Source organism: Ralstonia sp. 25mfcol4.1 (genome assembly GCF_900104095.1).
Classification (GTDB): domain Bacteria; phylum Pseudomonadota; class Gammaproteobacteria; order Burkholderiales; family Burkholderiaceae; genus Cupriavidus.
Genome location: NZ_FNJO01000009.1, coordinates 142,183 through 156,855, shown reverse-complemented (window position 1 = coordinate 156,855; position 14,673 = coordinate 142,183). Strand labels below are relative to the sequence as shown.

The following is a 14,673-nucleotide window of genomic DNA, read 5'->3' as shown; positions in this document are numbered from 1 at the left end:
CAATGACCAAGACTTTGACCACATTGCTGCTGGTGGCCGGGGTGATGAGCGGCTGCACGCTGGCGCCGCACTATGACCGCCCCGCCGCCCCCGTGGCAGGCAGCTATCCGGCCGCGCCGGAAGGTTATGCCACGGCCGAGGTGAAGAGCGGCGAAACGCGCCGCGCCACCGATATCGGCTGGCGCGAGTTCTTCACCGATCCGCGCCTGCAGACGCTGATCGCCACGTCGCTGGAAAACAACCGCGACCTGCGCACGGCCGCGCTGCGGATCGAGGAAGCGCGCGCGCAGTACCAGATCCAGCGTGCGGACCTGCTGCCGACCATCAACGGCAACGCGAGCTTCCAGCGCGGGCGGTTCTCCGGCACGACCTCGGGCGTGTCGCAGTCGTTCACCGGCAACATCTATCAGGTTGGCCTGTCGGTGACGCAGTGGGAGCTGGACTTCTTCGGCCGCGTGCGCAGCCTGTCGAATGCGGCGCTGGCGCAGTATTTCTCGACCGAGGAAGCGCATCGCGCCGCCTATATCTCGCTGGTCTCGGAAGTGGCCAAGGCCTATCTGGCCGAACGCGCCGCCGCCGAGCAGTACGAGCTGGCGCGCGAGACGCTGGAGGCGCGCCAGAGCACGTACGAATTGTCGAAGAAGCGTTTCGATGCCGGCGCCACCTCGGCGCTGGACCTGCGCGACAACGAATCGCTGGTGGCCCAGGCGCGCGTCTCTGCCGCGCAGCTGGCGCGCCAGCGTGCGCAGGCGCAGAACGCACTCGAAGTGCTGGTGGGCAAGCCGATCGCCGAGATCCCGACCCTGCCGGCGCCGATGCGGCTGTCCGACGAGCGCATCATCAGCGACATTCCCGAGGGCCTGCCCTCGGAACTGCTGACGCAGCGTCCCGATATCCGCCAGGCCGAACAGGCGCTGCTGTCCGCCAACGCGAACATCGGGGCGGCCCGCGCGGCCTTCTTCCCGCGTATCACGATGACGGCCAGCGCCGGGAACATCAGCACGTCGTTCACCAGCCTGTTCGACAACGGTGCCGGCGTGTGGTCGTTCTCGCCGCAGCTGGTGCTGCCGATCTTCGACTACGGCCGTAACCTGTCGAACCTGGATCTTGCCAACGTGCGCAAGAACATCCAGGTGGCCAACTACGAGAAGACGATCCAGACCGCCTTTTCCGAAGTGGCCGATGCGCTGGTGGCGCGCGGCACGCTCGAAGAGCAGGTGGCGGGGCAGGAGCAGCAGCGCAATGCGGAGGCGGCGCGCTACGAACTGTCACGCCTGCGCTTCCGCAGCGGCGTGGCCAGCTACCTGGACGAACTCGACGCACAGCGCCAGCTGTTCTCGGCCGAGCAGGCACTGGTACAGGCACGCCAGCTGCGCCTGACCAATGCGATCGACCTGTACCGCGCATTGGGCGGTGGCCTGAAGGAAACCGGAGAACTGGCGAAGGCCGCGCCGCAGCCAGCGACGCAGACCACGCAGTAACGCTTCCAGCCGGAAGCACAAGCGAAAAGGGCGAGGCCGCGATGGCCTCGCCCTTTTTCCTGCGCGCGTGACAGCCGCTCAGAACTTGTACGTCGCGGCCAGGAAGAACACCAGCGGATTGGGCCGCAGCGTGGTCTTCGACGTTGACAGCACGGTGCCGTCCGAAGCCTTGATCGTCATCGTCGATTCCGATTTCAGCGGAATGTACGTCACCGCGCCGGTCACGCCCCAGTGCTCGTTGAAGTTATACGTGCCGCCGACGTTGAAGATCGGCGCCCATGACGACGACGCATCGGCGCTGACCGAAGTCTGCCCCGGGATGCCGGCCCCCGCTGCCAGGATGGCGCCAAGGTTGTTGTTGACTGACTCGGCGAAGGCCGGATTCACCTTGATATCGGTGAAGAAGTTGTACGACACGCCGACGCCGACGAACGGACGGAACGTCACCCCCGGCGAACGGAAGTGATACTGCACCATGGCCGCCGGGCTCCACTGCCGTGCACGGGTGATGATCGGATTCAGGGAAGGGTCCCCCAGGCTCTGGTGGCCCAGTGCGCCAGCCGGCCCGGGCGGAATCAGCTCGCCATGGCCGTAGATCTTGAAGGTCGGCGGAATGCCGCCCACGGCGGTAATGGCGATGTGGTCGGTCACGAAATGGCTGAACGTCAGCCCCAGCGTGTCGGCGTTAGACGACGATAACCCGCTGCCCGGCGCCGAGAACGACGACGGCAAGCCAAGCGGATAGTTGATCGGCACATCGACCACGTTGGTGGTCAGCGGCCCGCTGGTGCCGAAGGTCTGGATATGGAACCAGCCGGCCGACACCACGTTGTCGCCCGCCTTCTGGGCGTGCGCGGGCGCCGCAAGGCACGCGGCAACGGCGGCGCCCAGGGCAAGAAGGCGCTTCAGGGCAAGTCGCTTGTTCTGCATGGTCAGGTCTCCCCGGTTCCTGTTATTCGACGAATGCACCGATCGTGAAGTACGGGCTGCCGTTGCGGTCCTCCAGGAATCCGAACACGCCGCCGGTGAACATCAGCTTGCCGGTGATGCCGGGCGTGCCCTCCTTGCGCGTGGTGGTGATCACGCCTGCGGTGGTCTGCGAGAAGTCGAGCTTCAGCGCCACGGCGCGCGTGGCGTCCGACGCATGGAACGGGTCGAGCATGGCGGCGTCCGCCCCCACCAGTGCCGTGGTCTTGTAGTCGAAGTTGCTGTCCACGCCGACGTATTCCCCATTGACGGCGCCCTGCGTGGCGGACACGGCGGGCGCCATCATGCCGATGCCGATCTCGTCGTCGGCCCCCAGCGGCAGCTTGTCGGCGCTGGCATAGCCCACGCGGATCATCACCGGCACCAGTTGTCCGCGCAGCTTGCCGACGATCAGGTACGCGCGCCCCATCACATTGCCCAGCGTCGGCGCCTGTTCGCCTTCATAGTTGGTCGACACCAGTGCGCCATCCGATTGCGCCACGAACCTGTTGCCCTTCTGCTTGCAGGTGCCGCCCGCCTTGTTGTCGCAAACCGTGAACGAGCCATCGGCAGCCAGCGACATCCTGTAGTCCTGCGCCACCTGGGCGAAGTTCTTCGACGGGATCTCGTGGAAGCCGGATCCGTTGTAGAGGCCGGCGATCTTGCCCAGGTCGGTCTCGGTCTGCGCGAAGCCGATGAACTGGAAGTACGGGAACGTGGTGTCGGGCACTGCGCCCGCGCCCAGCAGACCGTTGAACTGGATGCGTGCACCCGGGATGGTGCCGCCCATCACGCCCTCGCCCAGGAACAGCTTGGCCGGGCGCGCCGGGTCCAGGCTCGCACCCTGCAGCACGAAGGCGCACTGGTTCAGCTTCTGCGTCGGCAGTCCGGTTTCCTGCGCCAGCGTGCCGGTCATCACGTTCTTGCCGCCCGTGGGGTCCGAACGTGTCGGCGACACGGTGCCAGTGGTGCGCGGCACCGACGAGTCGAGGAACGTCACGGCCCACGTCTTCCGCGTGGTATCGATCTGCACCTTGACCAGCTCGCCGGAGCCGGTGCCACCGATATATGGCGTCGAGTAGTCGACCGATGCGGGGCACAGGCGCGGCGTCACCGCGGCGGGCGTGCTGCTGCCGCCGCCATCGCCGCCGCCGCCACCGCAGGCGGCCAGCAAGGCGGTGGTGACAAGCGCCAGCGCCAGGCGCGGCACCCGGGTCCGCTGCGAGGGGGCGCCGGCGGTGCGCGGCGGAAGCGATTGCGGCAGCTGCATGATGATGTCTCCTTGGTGCTTTCTTATGTGTGAGGCAGGGTTCTGGATACGCGGCGCGCGCTAGCGGTTGGCCACGGCGCTGACGCGGAAGGTCGGATCGGAGGCGTCGCCGAACAGGTGGGCGTACACGGGGCCGGTGGTGATCAGCGCACCGGCCTTGCCGCTGTTGTCGACCGTGCTCACCACGCCGGGCCGCGTGGCCTGCGTGAGATCCATCTGGAAGCCGCCGATCGGCGTGAGCGAGGGGTCTTGCGGATCGAGCCAGGCACCGACGTTGTCGTGCAGCGACGACGCCACGTACCTGAAGTCGCTGCCCGAGCCGATGTAGCCGCCCTTGAGGGCGGCGGCGCTGGTCGCCGTGGTCGGCGACAGCAGCGCGATGCCCGATTCGTCGTCGACGCTGAGGATGATGTTGGACAGGTCGGAGAAGTCGACGCGCGCGTAGCCCACGCGCACCAGCAGCGGCACCAGCTTGCCTTCGAGCTTGCCCACGATCAGTACGCCTTTGGCCAGCGTCTGGTTGCCGGCCGCGAACGTCTGGGTGAAGAAAAACGGATACGGCTTCAGGCCGCTGGAGTCGAAGCTTTCGAAAGCGCCGTCGGTGCCTGGGCGCAGCTTCCATGCCTTGCCGGTGGTCACGCAGTTGCCCGAAGCCACCGTGCAGGTGCCGTCGGCGTTGATGGTCTCCACCTTGTTGGCGACCGTGGGCACGAAGTGGTTCGTCGATAGCGGATCTCCACCTGACGGAATCAGGTGGTAGCCCAGCACGTTGTAGCTGCCGGCCACCTTGCTGAAATCGGTCTCGGTTTCGGCAAAGGCCAGCACCGGATACATCGCGAAGGTCGTGGCGGGAATGGCGCCAAAGCCGGGGACGGCGTCGGTGCCGCCGAGGCCGTTGTACTTGATCGTGGCACCTGGAATGCCGCCGCCGGCAACGCCATTGCCGACGAACAGTATTGGAGGATGGGACGGGTCGATGAGCGCCTGCGACGTGCCGTCTGATGCCGTCGCGGTCTTCAGTTCGTATGCGCAGCGGTTCTGGGCTTCCGTGGGCAACGGCCGGGTGGGATGCGACATCGTCCCGGTGATGGTGACGCCGGCGCGCGTCGGGTAGATATCGGCAGTGGTCTTCGGCACCGGCGATTCCAGGAACTGGATGCGATACGTGCCCTTGGTGCTGTCGAGCTGGATCTTCACGAATTCCCCCGCGCCCGATCCGCCGGTGTACGTGGTGCTGTAGTCCAGCACGCTCGGGCAGATGGCGGCCACGGGCTGGTTGACCGTGGGGCCCGAGGGCGTGCACGTTCCACTGGTGGCGCATTGCTGCGCGGCGGCTTGCGGCGTGCTGCCGCCGGGTTCTCCGTCGCCGCCGCCGCAGGCGGACAGCGCGATCGTCAGGCTTACCCCAGCCCAAGCAAAGGCGGTACGTCGAAAATTCGACTGTGTCATGGTGGTCTCCTCGTTCTTATGACGGGCGCACCGGCAGTGGCCGAGGTGTCGCACGGTGGTCGGAATCTCGCGTTTCAAGCGCCTGCGCGCAATAGAGCGCATGTTCCAAACATTGCCGCTGCGCCGTCTGCCGTTGTCCGCCAAGCGCCTCGCGCCGTTGTTCAAACCGCGTGCGCGGCCCGATGTGCGCATATTCAAACGGGGGTGGCGGCGGTATCAGAACTTGTATTCGCTGTTGGCGGGGTCGAATGCCGAGGCATCGAAGGTCTTCTTCACGGCCTTTTCGAAGACGATCTTCTCGACCATGTTGCCGTCGGTGTCCCATGCCGTTTCCATACGCGGCCATGGATGCTTGAGGTCGAACATCAGCTGCACCTTCTTGGCGTAATACCTGGGCGCGCCTTCGGGCAGGTCCCAGGTCAGCGCCACCATGCGCGTGCCCTGCTCCTGCACGATCTCCGTGCGTGTGTACTTCTCCGACAGGCCCGCGGCGCGCAGCGTCTTGGCGTCGCGCTCCAGCATCGACAGCACGAACTGGAAGCCCAGGTCGCGCACGGTATGGTTCGATTGCGATTTCGCCAGCGTGCCGTCGATGGCCGTCCAGATCGACGTGAAACCCATGATGCCGCCCAGGTGGCCGTACATCTCATCCTTGCGCCGGGTCTCGTCGTAGATGATTTCCTGGCCGGCCTGCGCCCCGTTGGGCAGCCATTTCGCATAGAGCTGGCGCGGCAGATGGCGGTAGCGGATCATCATGCGCGCGGGCTTGTCCTGCCACTGGCCGTTAAGGCGTTCCTGGCGCGTCATCCAGTATTCGTACTCGGGATAGCGGTTGATTTCCTGCCGCGCCCACGTCAGCAGCGCCTCGGGCTGCAGGGCGTCGAACACGGCCAGCACCTGGGCATCGGACATCGCCGCCAGTTCACCGCTGGCAATCTGCTTGGCGAGCAGCGCGGTCTGTTGCGATGTGGGCAGGCCGTCGTAGGGCGTGGGCGTCCGCGCGGATTGCGCGGCCGGCGCACCCTGCGCGTGGGCTTCTAACAGGCTGCCGGGCGGCGTGGCGACGAATCCGAGGATGCCGCCGAACGCGGCGATCACGAACATCTGCTTCATTGCGAGTCTCCAGTGTGTTTTGCTTTTTTCAGGCAAGACGGGGCCCGTCCGGCCGTGCGGAACACGGCAGGCTGGATGCGCACCGGAACCGCGGCGCGCAGCGGGTCACGCCTCGCGGTGGGCGTGGCGGATCGACAGGTCGGTGGTAAAGGCGACGGTTACCGTCGCGGCTCGCCGCAGCGCGCGCCGCGGTCCCGGTGGAGACCGCGGCGGCGTGCCGCTATGTCCTGGGGCGGGTACGCATCCAGTCGTCGAGCGGATTGCTGGGGAAGGTGGCGCAATGCTCGCGGCGTACCGCCATGCTGGCGGTGGGCGGACGCGTTGCGGCCTCACTGCGCGCGGCCCGCGCGCTGCGTCGGGCGCGGCCCATTGCGGCAGCCGTGGCGGCGGCAAGCTCCTGGGCCTCGCTTTCGGCCGTGGCGGCCATCGCCGCGATGCTGGCCTGCTCGTCGGCGTGCTGCGCCTCGCCGATCTCGAATACCTCCTGCAGCGCGCCAAGCTCCTGCACCGCCGGCGACGGCGCCTTGAGGGCGGCCACCACCATCGACGTCAGTTGCGCCAGCACCTGCGCATCGCTCATCCGCTTGCCTTGCGTGAACGCGGGCATCAGGTTGCCGAGTTCGTCGCCGGCCAGCACACCCGCCAGCGCCTTGAGGGCGAAATGCAGGCGCCAGCCAAGCTCCTGCCGCGGCACGTCGGGCAGCGCGCGCGCAAACGCTTCGAAGAAGCGTCCGAACACGGGTGCGTAATGCCCCATCAGCCAGGACTGGATGAACGGTGAGGTATCGGAATACACGCGCCCGAGCAGGCGCAGGAACGACGGGCCGCCGATATCGGGCTCGCGCGCCATCTGCAGCGCGGGCACGAACAGGGCGCCCATCACATGTTCGCAGCGGATGGCGTTGCCGGGCCAGCGTGCCTCGCAGGCATCCAGCAACGCCAGCCGCCGCGTGTTGAGCGGATCCAGCCGGCGGCTCAGCACCGACTGCATCATGATTTCCTTGCTGCGGAAGTGATAGTTGACGGCGGCCAGATTGACGATCGCTCGGGACGTTACCTGCCTGAGCGAAGTCGCTTCATAGCCAACCTCAATGAACAACTTCTCGGTCGCATCGAGGATGCGAGCCTTGGTATCTCCTGCCGTGGTTTTCCCGGTCTTCATGGGGGCGTCTCTCGCTGAAAAACCGCTGTGGACCCCTGCAAAAAAAACTACAAATCCACAACCGTCCGCTCCTTGCTCTGTTGGCATACGGATGCTTCAAACGGTTGTAGGGAGCCTATCCAGCGCCCCGAGCGTTTCACAAGACCATTTTTCGAAGACATGCTCTAAATTGCAAGTCCCCGCCACGCACCGCGTTGCCTGGCAGGAATCCGGTCACGTCATGATGGTCTTGCGCAACACTGAGGCATTCTGCGCCGTCAATGCGAAGACTGACAACTGGGGATTGGCCCCGATGCTTGTCGGAAATGCCGAGCCATCGAACACGTACAGATTCTGCAGATGATGATGGCGGCCCGCGCTGTTCACCACACCGCGCGCAGGGTCTTCGCTCATCGCGCAGCCGCCCATCAGGTGGGCGCTGAACAGCAGCACGCGGAATTTCTTCAGCGGCAGCTGGCCGATGGCATCGCGCGCCTGCGCCCACGTCGTGTAGTAATTGCCGTCGAGGTGGGCCGGCCGTACGCGAAGGGCGCCGGCCGCGAACTGGGCTTCGGCCATGCTCAGGTACGCGCGCCGGACGCCATCCCATACGTAGTCGCTCACTTCGTAGTCCAGGATGGGGCTGCCGTCGTCTGCAATTTTTACGCGTCCGCCCGGGCTGTCGGGCACAAAGCCATCGCGCAGCAGGGCCAGCATGGCGTTGGTATGGGGCAACGCAGCCATCTCGCGCTGCAGCGTCTGTCCCATGCCATTGAACACCCCGGCGCTGATGCCCGGAAACATCGGCGGCACTTCCAGCTTGTACCCCATCGGGCCGGTTGCGCCGTCACGCCACTGGAAATGGTCCGAAGCCACCGACTGCGGCGCGCCATGATATGGATCGATTTTCTCCGGCATTTCTGCGATGCTCAAATTCACCGGATGAATAATTGTGCGCTGCCCGATCCTGTCATGCGGATCGGGAACACGCGAACGCAGCAGCAGCGCCGGCGTGTTGATGGCTCCGCCCGCGGCGATCACGTACCGGGCCCGTACGCTGACACTGACGCCGGTCGGGGTGTAGCCGTCCCGCCCCAGCGCATCGCCAGTCAGCCCGCGCACGACCTTGCCGTCGTGGTCGATGGTCCGTACGCGCAGCCGATGCACCAGTGTGGCGCCGCGCGCCAGCGCGTTCGGCAGGGTCGACACCAGCATCGACTGCTTGGCGTTGACCGGGCAGCCCAGCCCGCAATAGCCGGAATTCCAGCAGCCCTTCACGTTGCGCGGAATCACGTGCCATTCCCAGCCCAGCTTTTCGCAGCCGCGCCGCAGCACCGCGTTGTTCGGGTTCGGGTCCATCGCCCATGGCGCCATGCCCAGGCGTTCCTCGATCTGCGCGAACCAGGGCGCCATGTCGGCCTGGCTGTGACCTACGACCGCGTGTTCGGCGGCCCAGTGCGCCAGCGTCTGCGGCGGCGTGCGGAAGCTGGACGACCAGTTCACCGTGGTGCTGCCGCCCACGGCACGGCCCTGCAGGATCGAGATCGCGCCATCTGACGTGGCGCGTGCGGCGGCCTCCTGGTAGAGATCGCGATAGGCGCGTGCCTCGTCCATGTCCCGGAAGCTGTCGGACGTTTGCAGGCCGCCCTCCTCCAGCAGCAGCACGGTCAGCCCGGCGTCGCTGAGCACCTCGGCGGCGATGCCGCCGCCCGCCCCGGTGCCGACGATGACCACATCGGCTTCGAATGCACGGGGCGCGGTGAACGTGGCGGCGTCAAGCACCTTCCAGCCGGACGCGATGCCGGCGCTGTAGATATCGTTGATCGGCATGTGGAAATCCGCTGGAAACTCAGCTGTGAAGGGCGCGGTAGATCGCGGGATTGGGGCCGGGGTAGCCGCTGGCCGCCCAGGTATCGGGCAGTACGAAGTAGGCGACGCTGGCCAGCTTCACCAGCACCACGCCCCCGGCATTCAGCGTGGCGAAGCGGCTGCCGCGCCAGCGGGCCAGGAAGGCGGTCACCTGTTCGGGCGTGGCCTGGTTCCAGGGCGTCCGCACGCCGGCCAGCGCCCACCGCAGCGGCGCGCTCGCCAGCAGATCCAGCAGTTTGCGCAGTTCGTGCCGGCCGTTCTGGCCCATGGCGGCAATCGTGCCGTCGATGTTCTTCACGGCTGCATCGACGCGCGGGCCGCGCGCGGCGGCGTCGAGCGTCTGCAGGTCGATAGCCACGGCGGGCAGCAGCGCGCGGAACAGCGTGACATCGGCGGGCCGTAGAAAGGCCATGCCGGGTTGCGGCGGCGTGTCGGCTGCCGAGCAGCCAGTCAGCGCGGGCAATAGCGTGGAGCACGCGATGGCCGCCGAAAAGCCCGCGCCCACCTTCAGGAACAGGCGGCGCGATGCGTCATGCGGTTCGTGCGAATCAGGCGGTGCGGCCGTGCGGGCAGGTGCGGGCATCGTGTCTCCGTGATTGGGATTTTTTTGCGTTTTTGCTTACGGCGCTGGCGTGCGCCGACGTGGCCCCGCAGCGCCGGGTACGTCCCGAGCGTGGCGGCGTTGCGATTCTGCCGAAGCCCCCGAAAATATTTCGTCCTGGCGCACGGGTTTCAAACGCACGACTGAGCCGCACGCCCACTGCGGGTCTTTTGGCGTCAACGCCGTTTAATGTGACCCGAAAGACGCTGGAAAAGGGCGAAAAATAGAGCAATTCTTCAAACCATCGCATTGACCGGCCAAATCTCGGTGCCTACGATGACATCGTTCAATGTCACGATCAACGGTGTCGACGAGGCATGGCTAACCGGCCATGACGCGTCGCGCCCGCACCGGAAAGCCGCCCCATGAATGCACCTCTGGACCTGCAGGCTCATCTTCCGACCGAAGCGGAGCAGGCATGCGACATCGCCATCATCGGCAGCGGCTTTGCCGGGCTCGGCATGGGCATCCGTCTCAAGCAGTCGGGCGTGGATGACTTCCTGATCTTCGAGAAGGCCGATGCAGTCGGCGGCACCTGGCGCGACAACCACTATCCCGGGTGCGCCTGCGACGTGCAATCGCATCTCTATTCGTTCTCGTTCGCACCGAATCCCGACTGGTCGCGCATGTTCTCGACGCAGCCCGAGATTCGCCGCTACCTGGAACATTGCACCGACCGCTTCGGGCTGCGCCCGCATCTGCGGCTGGGCCACGAACTGGCGCACGCCGAATGGGACGCGCCCGCCGCGCTCTGGCGCCTGCGGATGCGCGATGGCCGCCGTGCGCGCGCCCGCGTGCTGATCGCGGGCATGGGTGGCCTGAGCCGGCCGTTGATTCCGGATATCCCAGGGCTGGATCGCTTCGCCGGCACCGTGTTCCATTCGCAGCAATGGCGCCATGACTATCCCCTGGCCGGCAAGCGCGTGGCCGTGATCGGCACCGGCGCCAGCGCCATCCAGTTCGTGCCGCAGATCGCGCCGCAGGTGGCGCAGCTCGACCTGTACCAGCGCACGCCGCCATGGATCATGCCCAAGCCCGACCGTCAGGTAACGGCGGCGGAGCAATGGCTGTTTCGCCATTTGCCCTTCACGCAGGCGCTGGTGCGCACCGGCCTGTACTGGATGCTGGAATCGCGCGTGCTCGGCTTCGTGATTCATCCAAAGTTGATGAAGGCCGTGGAAAGCGTGGCACGCCGCCATCTGAAAAAGCAGGTGCGAGACCCTGCGCTGCGCCGGACGTTGACGCCGGACTACACCATCGGCTGCAAGCGCGTGCTGATCTCCAACGACTACTACCCGGCGCTGGCGCGCGGCAACGTCGATGTGGTGACCACGGGCATCGACCACGTGGAGCCCGACGCCGTGGTGTTGCGCGACGGCACCCGCCGGCCCGCCGACGCGATCATCCTCGGCACCGGCTTTCACGCCACCGATCCGCTGCCGCGCGGCGTGATCGTCGGCCGGGACCGGCGTGATCTGCTCGATGCCTGGCGCGATGGTGCGGAGGCGTACCTGGGAACCACGGTGGCCGGCTTTCCGAACCTGTTCCTGATCGTCGGCCCCAACACGGGCCTGGGTCATAGCTCGATGGTCTTCATGATCGAGTCGCAGGTGAACTACGTGCTCGATGCGCTGCGCCAGATGCGCCGGGAGCGCGTGCAGGCCGTCGACGTGCGCCCGCCGGTGCAGGCCGCGTTCAATCGTGGCATCCAGCAGAAGCTCGGTCACGCGATCTGGGCCGCGGGCGGCTGCGCAAGCTGGTACATCGACCCCCGCAGCAACAAGAACACCACGCTGTGGCCGGGCTTCACGTTCCAGTTCCGCCGTGCCACGCAGTCGTTCCGCATGAGCGACTACGAACGCTGGCCCATGCGCCACGCCAGCGTCGAACCGCTGGCGGACACCGAACCGGCTGAACCGGCGGCATCGATCCGCGCCTGACAAGGGCCTGCGCACCCCCGCAGGACACCACGCATCCGACACCAGAAAGACCACAGGAGACAAGGCATGAAGGATTTCCGCAACAGGGTTGCCGCGATCACCGGCGCCGGCTCAGGCATGGGCCGCTGCCTGGCGGTGCAGCTCGCGCAGGCAGGCTGCCACGTGGCGCTGTCCGACTGCAACGAAGCCGGGCTGGCGCAGACGCTGGCCGATGTGCAGCGTGCCGCGCCCGGTGTGCGCGCCACGGTCGCGCCGGTAGACGTGGCCGATCGTGCGGCCGTCCATGCCTGGGCCGATACCGTGGTGCGCGACCACGGCCGCGTGAACCTGATCTTCAACAACGCCGGCGTGGCGTTGTCGAGCACGGTCGAAGGCATGAGCTACGACGACCTCGAATGGATCATCGGCATCAACTTCTGGGGCGTGGTGTACGGCACCAAGGCGTTCCTGCCGCACCTGAAGGCCAGCGGCGAAGGCCACGTGGTCAATACGTCCAGCGTGTTCGGCCTGTTCGCGCAGCCCGGCATGGGCGCCTACAACGCCAGCAAGTACGCGGTGCGCGGCTTCACCGAGGCGCTGCGTCAGGAGCTGGACCTGATGGACTGCGGCGTGTCGGCCACCACCGTTCATCCGGGCGGCATCAAGACCAATATCGCGCGGGCCAGCCGGGTATCGCCGAGCGTGAATGGTCTGCTGGTGCGCGATGCGCAGCAGGGCCGCGAGGAGTTCGAGAAATTCTTCATCACCACGGCCGACAAGGCCGCGCGCGTGATCCTGGACGGCGTGCGTGCCAACAGGCGTCGCGTGCTGATCGGGCCCGATGCCGTGGCCGCCGACGCGATGGCGCGCCTGCTGCCGGCCGCCTATCAGTCGCTGGTGGTGCGCGAGACGCGGCGCAAGCGCAAGCGGCTCGTGCCGGATGCCGCCACGGCCCCCGCGCGCGACGGAGAGCGGGCATGACGCGCGCCACGCTGTCCCGCGAGGCCGCGCTGCAGTCGCCACCGGGCACGTTCACGCGCTGGTTCGGCCAGGGCCGCGTGGGGCTGGTCAGCCTGTCGCGCGATACGCTGGCGCGCCGCTACGCGTTGCCCGCTTCGCGCTGGATCCAGGTGATGGGCGCCCTCGTGCACTACACCGAGGAAGGCGTGCCGGAGGGCGAGCCGCTGGTGCTGATCCACGGCTTCGGCGCGTCGTTGCACACGTGGGAAGGGCTGATGCCTGCGCTGCGCCAGCGCTTCCGGGTGATTCGCCTGGACCTGGCGCCGTTCGGCCTGACCGGGCCGCTGCGCGACGCACATGGCCGTATCGCCACGATGGATATCGACGTCTACCGCAGCTTCATCGACGGCTTCCTGGCGGCGCTGAACCTGTCGCGCGCCACCTTCATCGGCAACTCGCTGGGCGGCCTGATCGCCTGGGACCTGGCCGCGCGCCGGCCGGCCATGGTGAACCGGCTGGTACTGATCGACGCGGCGGGCTTCCCGATGAAGCTGCCGATCTATATCGACCTGTTCCGTCACGCCGCGGTGCGCTGGTCGGCGCCGTGGCTGCTGCCCGAGTGGATCATCCGCGCGGCCACGCGCGATGTGTACGGCGATGCCGCGCGCGTGCCGGAGGCCACGTTCCGCCGCTATGTCGATTTCTTTTACGCAGCAGGCAGCCGCGAAGCGGTGGGCCGCATGGTGCCGAAGCTCGATTTCGACCAGCTCGACACCGAGCGCCTGCGCGGCCTGCGTCAACCCACGCTGGTGCTGTGGGGCGACCGTGACCGCTGGATCCCGCCCGCGCATGCCGCGGAGTTCGCGGCACGTATCCCCGACGTGACGCTGCACCGCTATGCGGGCCTTGGCCACGTGCCGATGGAAGAAGACCCGCAGCGCGTGGTGGCCGACCTGCTGCGCTTCCTGCACGGTGCCCGCAAGGCGCCATCCACCCAGCAACTGGAGCCCACATCATGATGCCAGTCCGACGCGACGTGCATCCCCACCTCCCGCCGGAACGCATCTGCGACTGGCACGAGCGCGGGCAGCACGTGACCCACTTCATCAACGCGCTGTCGATCTTCTTCCCGGCCGGCGAACGCTTCTTCATGGACAGCGTGCGCAACTACCGCGACCGCGTGACCGACCCCGAACTCAAGCAGGCCGTGGCCGGCTTCATCGGGCAGGAAGCGATGCACACGCGCGAGCACATCCTCTACAACCGGCTGCTGGACGATGCCGGCCTGCCCGCGTCGAAGCTCGACCGCGCAGTGGCGAAGCTGCTAAACCTGCTGCGCAGGATCCTGCCGAAGTCGTGGCAGCTGGCGCATACCATCGCGCTGGAGCACTACACGGCAATGCTGGCCGGCGGCATGCTGTCAGACCCGCGCCACATGGGCGAATCGGAACCCGGCTACCGTCAGGTGTGGACGTGGCACGCGCTGGAGGAAACCGAGCACAAGGCCGTGGCCTACGACGTGTGGAACACCGTGATGAAGCCGGGGCCGTATCGCTACCTGCTGCGCACGTTCACGATGCTGACCACCACCGTGACGTTCTGGGCGATGGTGTTCGTGTTCCACGTGCGGCTGGTGATGGCCGACAGGACGTGCCGCAACAAGCTGCTCGGCTTCGGTCGTGTGGTGAACTTCCTGTGGGGATCGCCCGGCGTGCTGCGCAAGATGATTCCGGAGTGGTTCGACTACTTCCGCCCCGGCTTTCATCCGTGGGACGTGGATAACCGCGCCGAACTGAATCGGATCGTGCCGTTGATCGCCGAAATTGAAGATACGGCGATTCGCGCAGGGGCCAGTACGCGCGCGCCGTCGATCCGGAGCGCTGTGTGAGGCGGTAGGGCCTCAG

Annotated in this window: 12 protein-coding genes; 5 read left to right on the top strand and 7 right to left on the bottom strand. The window is 66.8% G+C overall.

Annotated features, from left to right (window positions below; genetic code table 11):
- Positions 1 to 2 precede the first annotated feature (2 nt).
- Positions 3 to 1,481, top strand: a complete 1,479-nt coding sequence (locus BLQ58_RS17320) for an efflux transporter outer membrane subunit (RefSeq protein ID WP_092600534.1) — start codon at positions 3 to 5, stop codon at positions 1,479 to 1,481.
- A gap of 78 nt (positions 1,482 to 1,559) precedes the next feature.
- Here BLQ58_RS17320 and BLQ58_RS17315 read toward each other — a convergent pair whose 3' ends face one another.
- The 7 genes from BLQ58_RS17315 to BLQ58_RS17285 form a co-directional block, all read right to left on the bottom strand.
- Entirely contained in the window at positions 1,560 to 2,411 is an 852-nt protein-coding gene (locus BLQ58_RS17315; protein ID WP_092600532.1) for an OmpW/AlkL family protein, read from the bottom strand.
- A gap of 22 nt (positions 2,412 to 2,433) precedes the next feature.
- On the bottom strand, positions 2,434 to 3,717 hold the full coding sequence (locus tag BLQ58_RS17310; protein ID WP_092600530.1) for a DUF2957 domain-containing protein: 1,284 nt from the start codon (positions 3,715 to 3,717) through the stop codon (positions 2,434 to 2,436).
- A gap of 60 nt (positions 3,718 to 3,777) precedes the next feature.
- The gene (locus tag BLQ58_RS17305; RefSeq protein WP_092600528.1) at positions 3,778 to 5,166 is read right to left on the bottom strand and encodes a DUF2957 domain-containing protein; all 1,389 of its coding nucleotides are present in this window, start codon (positions 5,164 to 5,166) and stop codon (positions 3,778 to 3,780) included.
- A gap of 216 nt (positions 5,167 to 5,382) precedes the next feature.
- Positions 5,383 to 6,279 carry a DUF1571 domain-containing protein gene (locus BLQ58_RS17300; RefSeq protein ID WP_092600526.1) on the bottom strand — a complete coding sequence of 299 codons (897 nt, stop codon included), beginning with the start codon at positions 6,277 to 6,279 and terminating at the stop codon, positions 5,383 to 5,385.
- A 220-nt stretch (positions 6,280 to 6,499) separates the two neighbouring features.
- Positions 6,500 to 7,441: a TetR/AcrR family transcriptional regulator gene (locus BLQ58_RS17295; protein WP_092600524.1), complete on the bottom strand. Its 942-nt coding sequence runs from the start codon at positions 7,439 to 7,441 to the stop codon at positions 6,500 to 6,502.
- Between the two features lie 213 nt (positions 7,442 to 7,654).
- A complete protein-coding gene (locus tag BLQ58_RS17290) occupies positions 7,655 to 9,250 on the bottom strand; it encodes a GMC family oxidoreductase (protein ID WP_092600522.1) in 1,596 nt (531 codons plus the stop codon).
- 19 nt (positions 9,251 to 9,269) lie between these two features.
- The gene (locus tag BLQ58_RS17285; RefSeq protein ID WP_092600520.1) at positions 9,270 to 9,872 is read right to left on the bottom strand and encodes a hypothetical protein; all 603 of its coding nucleotides are present in this window, start codon (positions 9,870 to 9,872) and stop codon (positions 9,270 to 9,272) included.
- 383 nt (positions 9,873 to 10,255) lie between these two features.
- On the opposite strand from BLQ58_RS17285, the gene BLQ58_RS17280 reads away from it, so the two are divergent.
- The 4 genes from BLQ58_RS17280 to BLQ58_RS17265 all read left to right on the top strand — a co-directional run bounded on the left by BLQ58_RS17280 (position 10,256) and on the right by BLQ58_RS17265 (position 14,657).
- Positions 10,256 to 11,830, top strand: a complete 1,575-nt coding sequence (locus tag BLQ58_RS17280; protein ID WP_092600518.1) for a flavin-containing monooxygenase — start codon at positions 10,256 to 10,258, stop codon at positions 11,828 to 11,830.
- Between the two features lie 66 nt (positions 11,831 to 11,896).
- Positions 11,897 to 12,790, top strand: a complete 894-nt coding sequence (locus BLQ58_RS17275; protein ID WP_092600516.1) for an SDR family NAD(P)-dependent oxidoreductase — start codon at positions 11,897 to 11,899, stop codon at positions 12,788 to 12,790.
- On the top strand, positions 12,787 to 13,788 hold the full coding sequence (locus BLQ58_RS17270; RefSeq protein ID WP_092600514.1) for an alpha/beta fold hydrolase: 1,002 nt from the start codon (positions 12,787 to 12,789) through the stop codon (positions 13,786 to 13,788). Before BLQ58_RS17275 ends, BLQ58_RS17270 begins: the two co-directional genes overlap by 4 nt.
- Entirely contained in the window at positions 13,785 to 14,657 is an 873-nt protein-coding gene (locus BLQ58_RS17265; RefSeq protein ID WP_092600512.1) for a metal-dependent hydrolase, read from the top strand. Before BLQ58_RS17270 ends, BLQ58_RS17265 begins: the two co-directional genes overlap by 4 nt.
- Positions 14,658 to 14,673 lie beyond the last annotated feature (16 nt).

Bases quoted from the DNA above. Each gene is read 5' to 3' on its own strand.
- BLQ58_RS17290 (WP_092600522.1), bottom strand. From the start codon at position 9,250: ATGCCGATCAACGATATCTACAGCGCCGGCATCGCGTCCGGCTGGAAG.
- BLQ58_RS17300 (WP_092600526.1), bottom strand. From the start codon at position 6,279: ATGAAGCAGATGTTCGTGATCGCCGCGTTCGGCGGCATCCTCGGATTC.
- BLQ58_RS17315 (WP_092600532.1), bottom strand. From the start codon at position 2,411: ATGCAGAACAAGCGACTTGCCCTGAAGCGCCTTCTTGCCCTGGGCGCC.
- BLQ58_RS17275 (WP_092600516.1), top strand. From the start codon at position 11,897: ATGAAGGATTTCCGCAACAGGGTTGCCGCGATCACCGGCGCCGGCTCA.
- BLQ58_RS17270 (WP_092600514.1), top strand. From the start codon at position 12,787: ATGACGCGCGCCACGCTGTCCCGCGAGGCCGCGCTGCAGTCGCCACCG.
- BLQ58_RS17280 (WP_092600518.1), top strand. From the start codon at position 10,256: ATGAATGCACCTCTGGACCTGCAGGCTCATCTTCCGACCGAAGCGGAG.
- BLQ58_RS17265 (WP_092600512.1), top strand. From the start codon at position 13,785: ATGATGCCAGTCCGACGCGACGTGCATCCCCACCTCCCGCCGGAACGC.
- BLQ58_RS17285 (WP_092600520.1), bottom strand. From the start codon at position 9,872: ATGCCCGCACCTGCCCGCACGGCCGCACCGCCTGATTCGCACGAACCG.
- BLQ58_RS17320 (WP_092600534.1), top strand. From the start codon at position 3: ATGACCAAGACTTTGACCACATTGCTGCTGGTGGCCGGGGTGATGAGC.
- BLQ58_RS17310 (WP_092600530.1), bottom strand. From the start codon at position 3,717: ATGCAGCTGCCGCAATCGCTTCCGCCGCGCACCGCCGGCGCCCCCTCG.
- BLQ58_RS17305 (WP_092600528.1), bottom strand. From the start codon at position 5,166: ATGACACAGTCGAATTTTCGACGTACCGCCTTTGCTTGGGCTGGGGTA.
- BLQ58_RS17295 (WP_092600524.1), bottom strand. From the start codon at position 7,441: ATGAAGACCGGGAAAACCACGGCAGGAGATACCAAGGCTCGCATCCTC.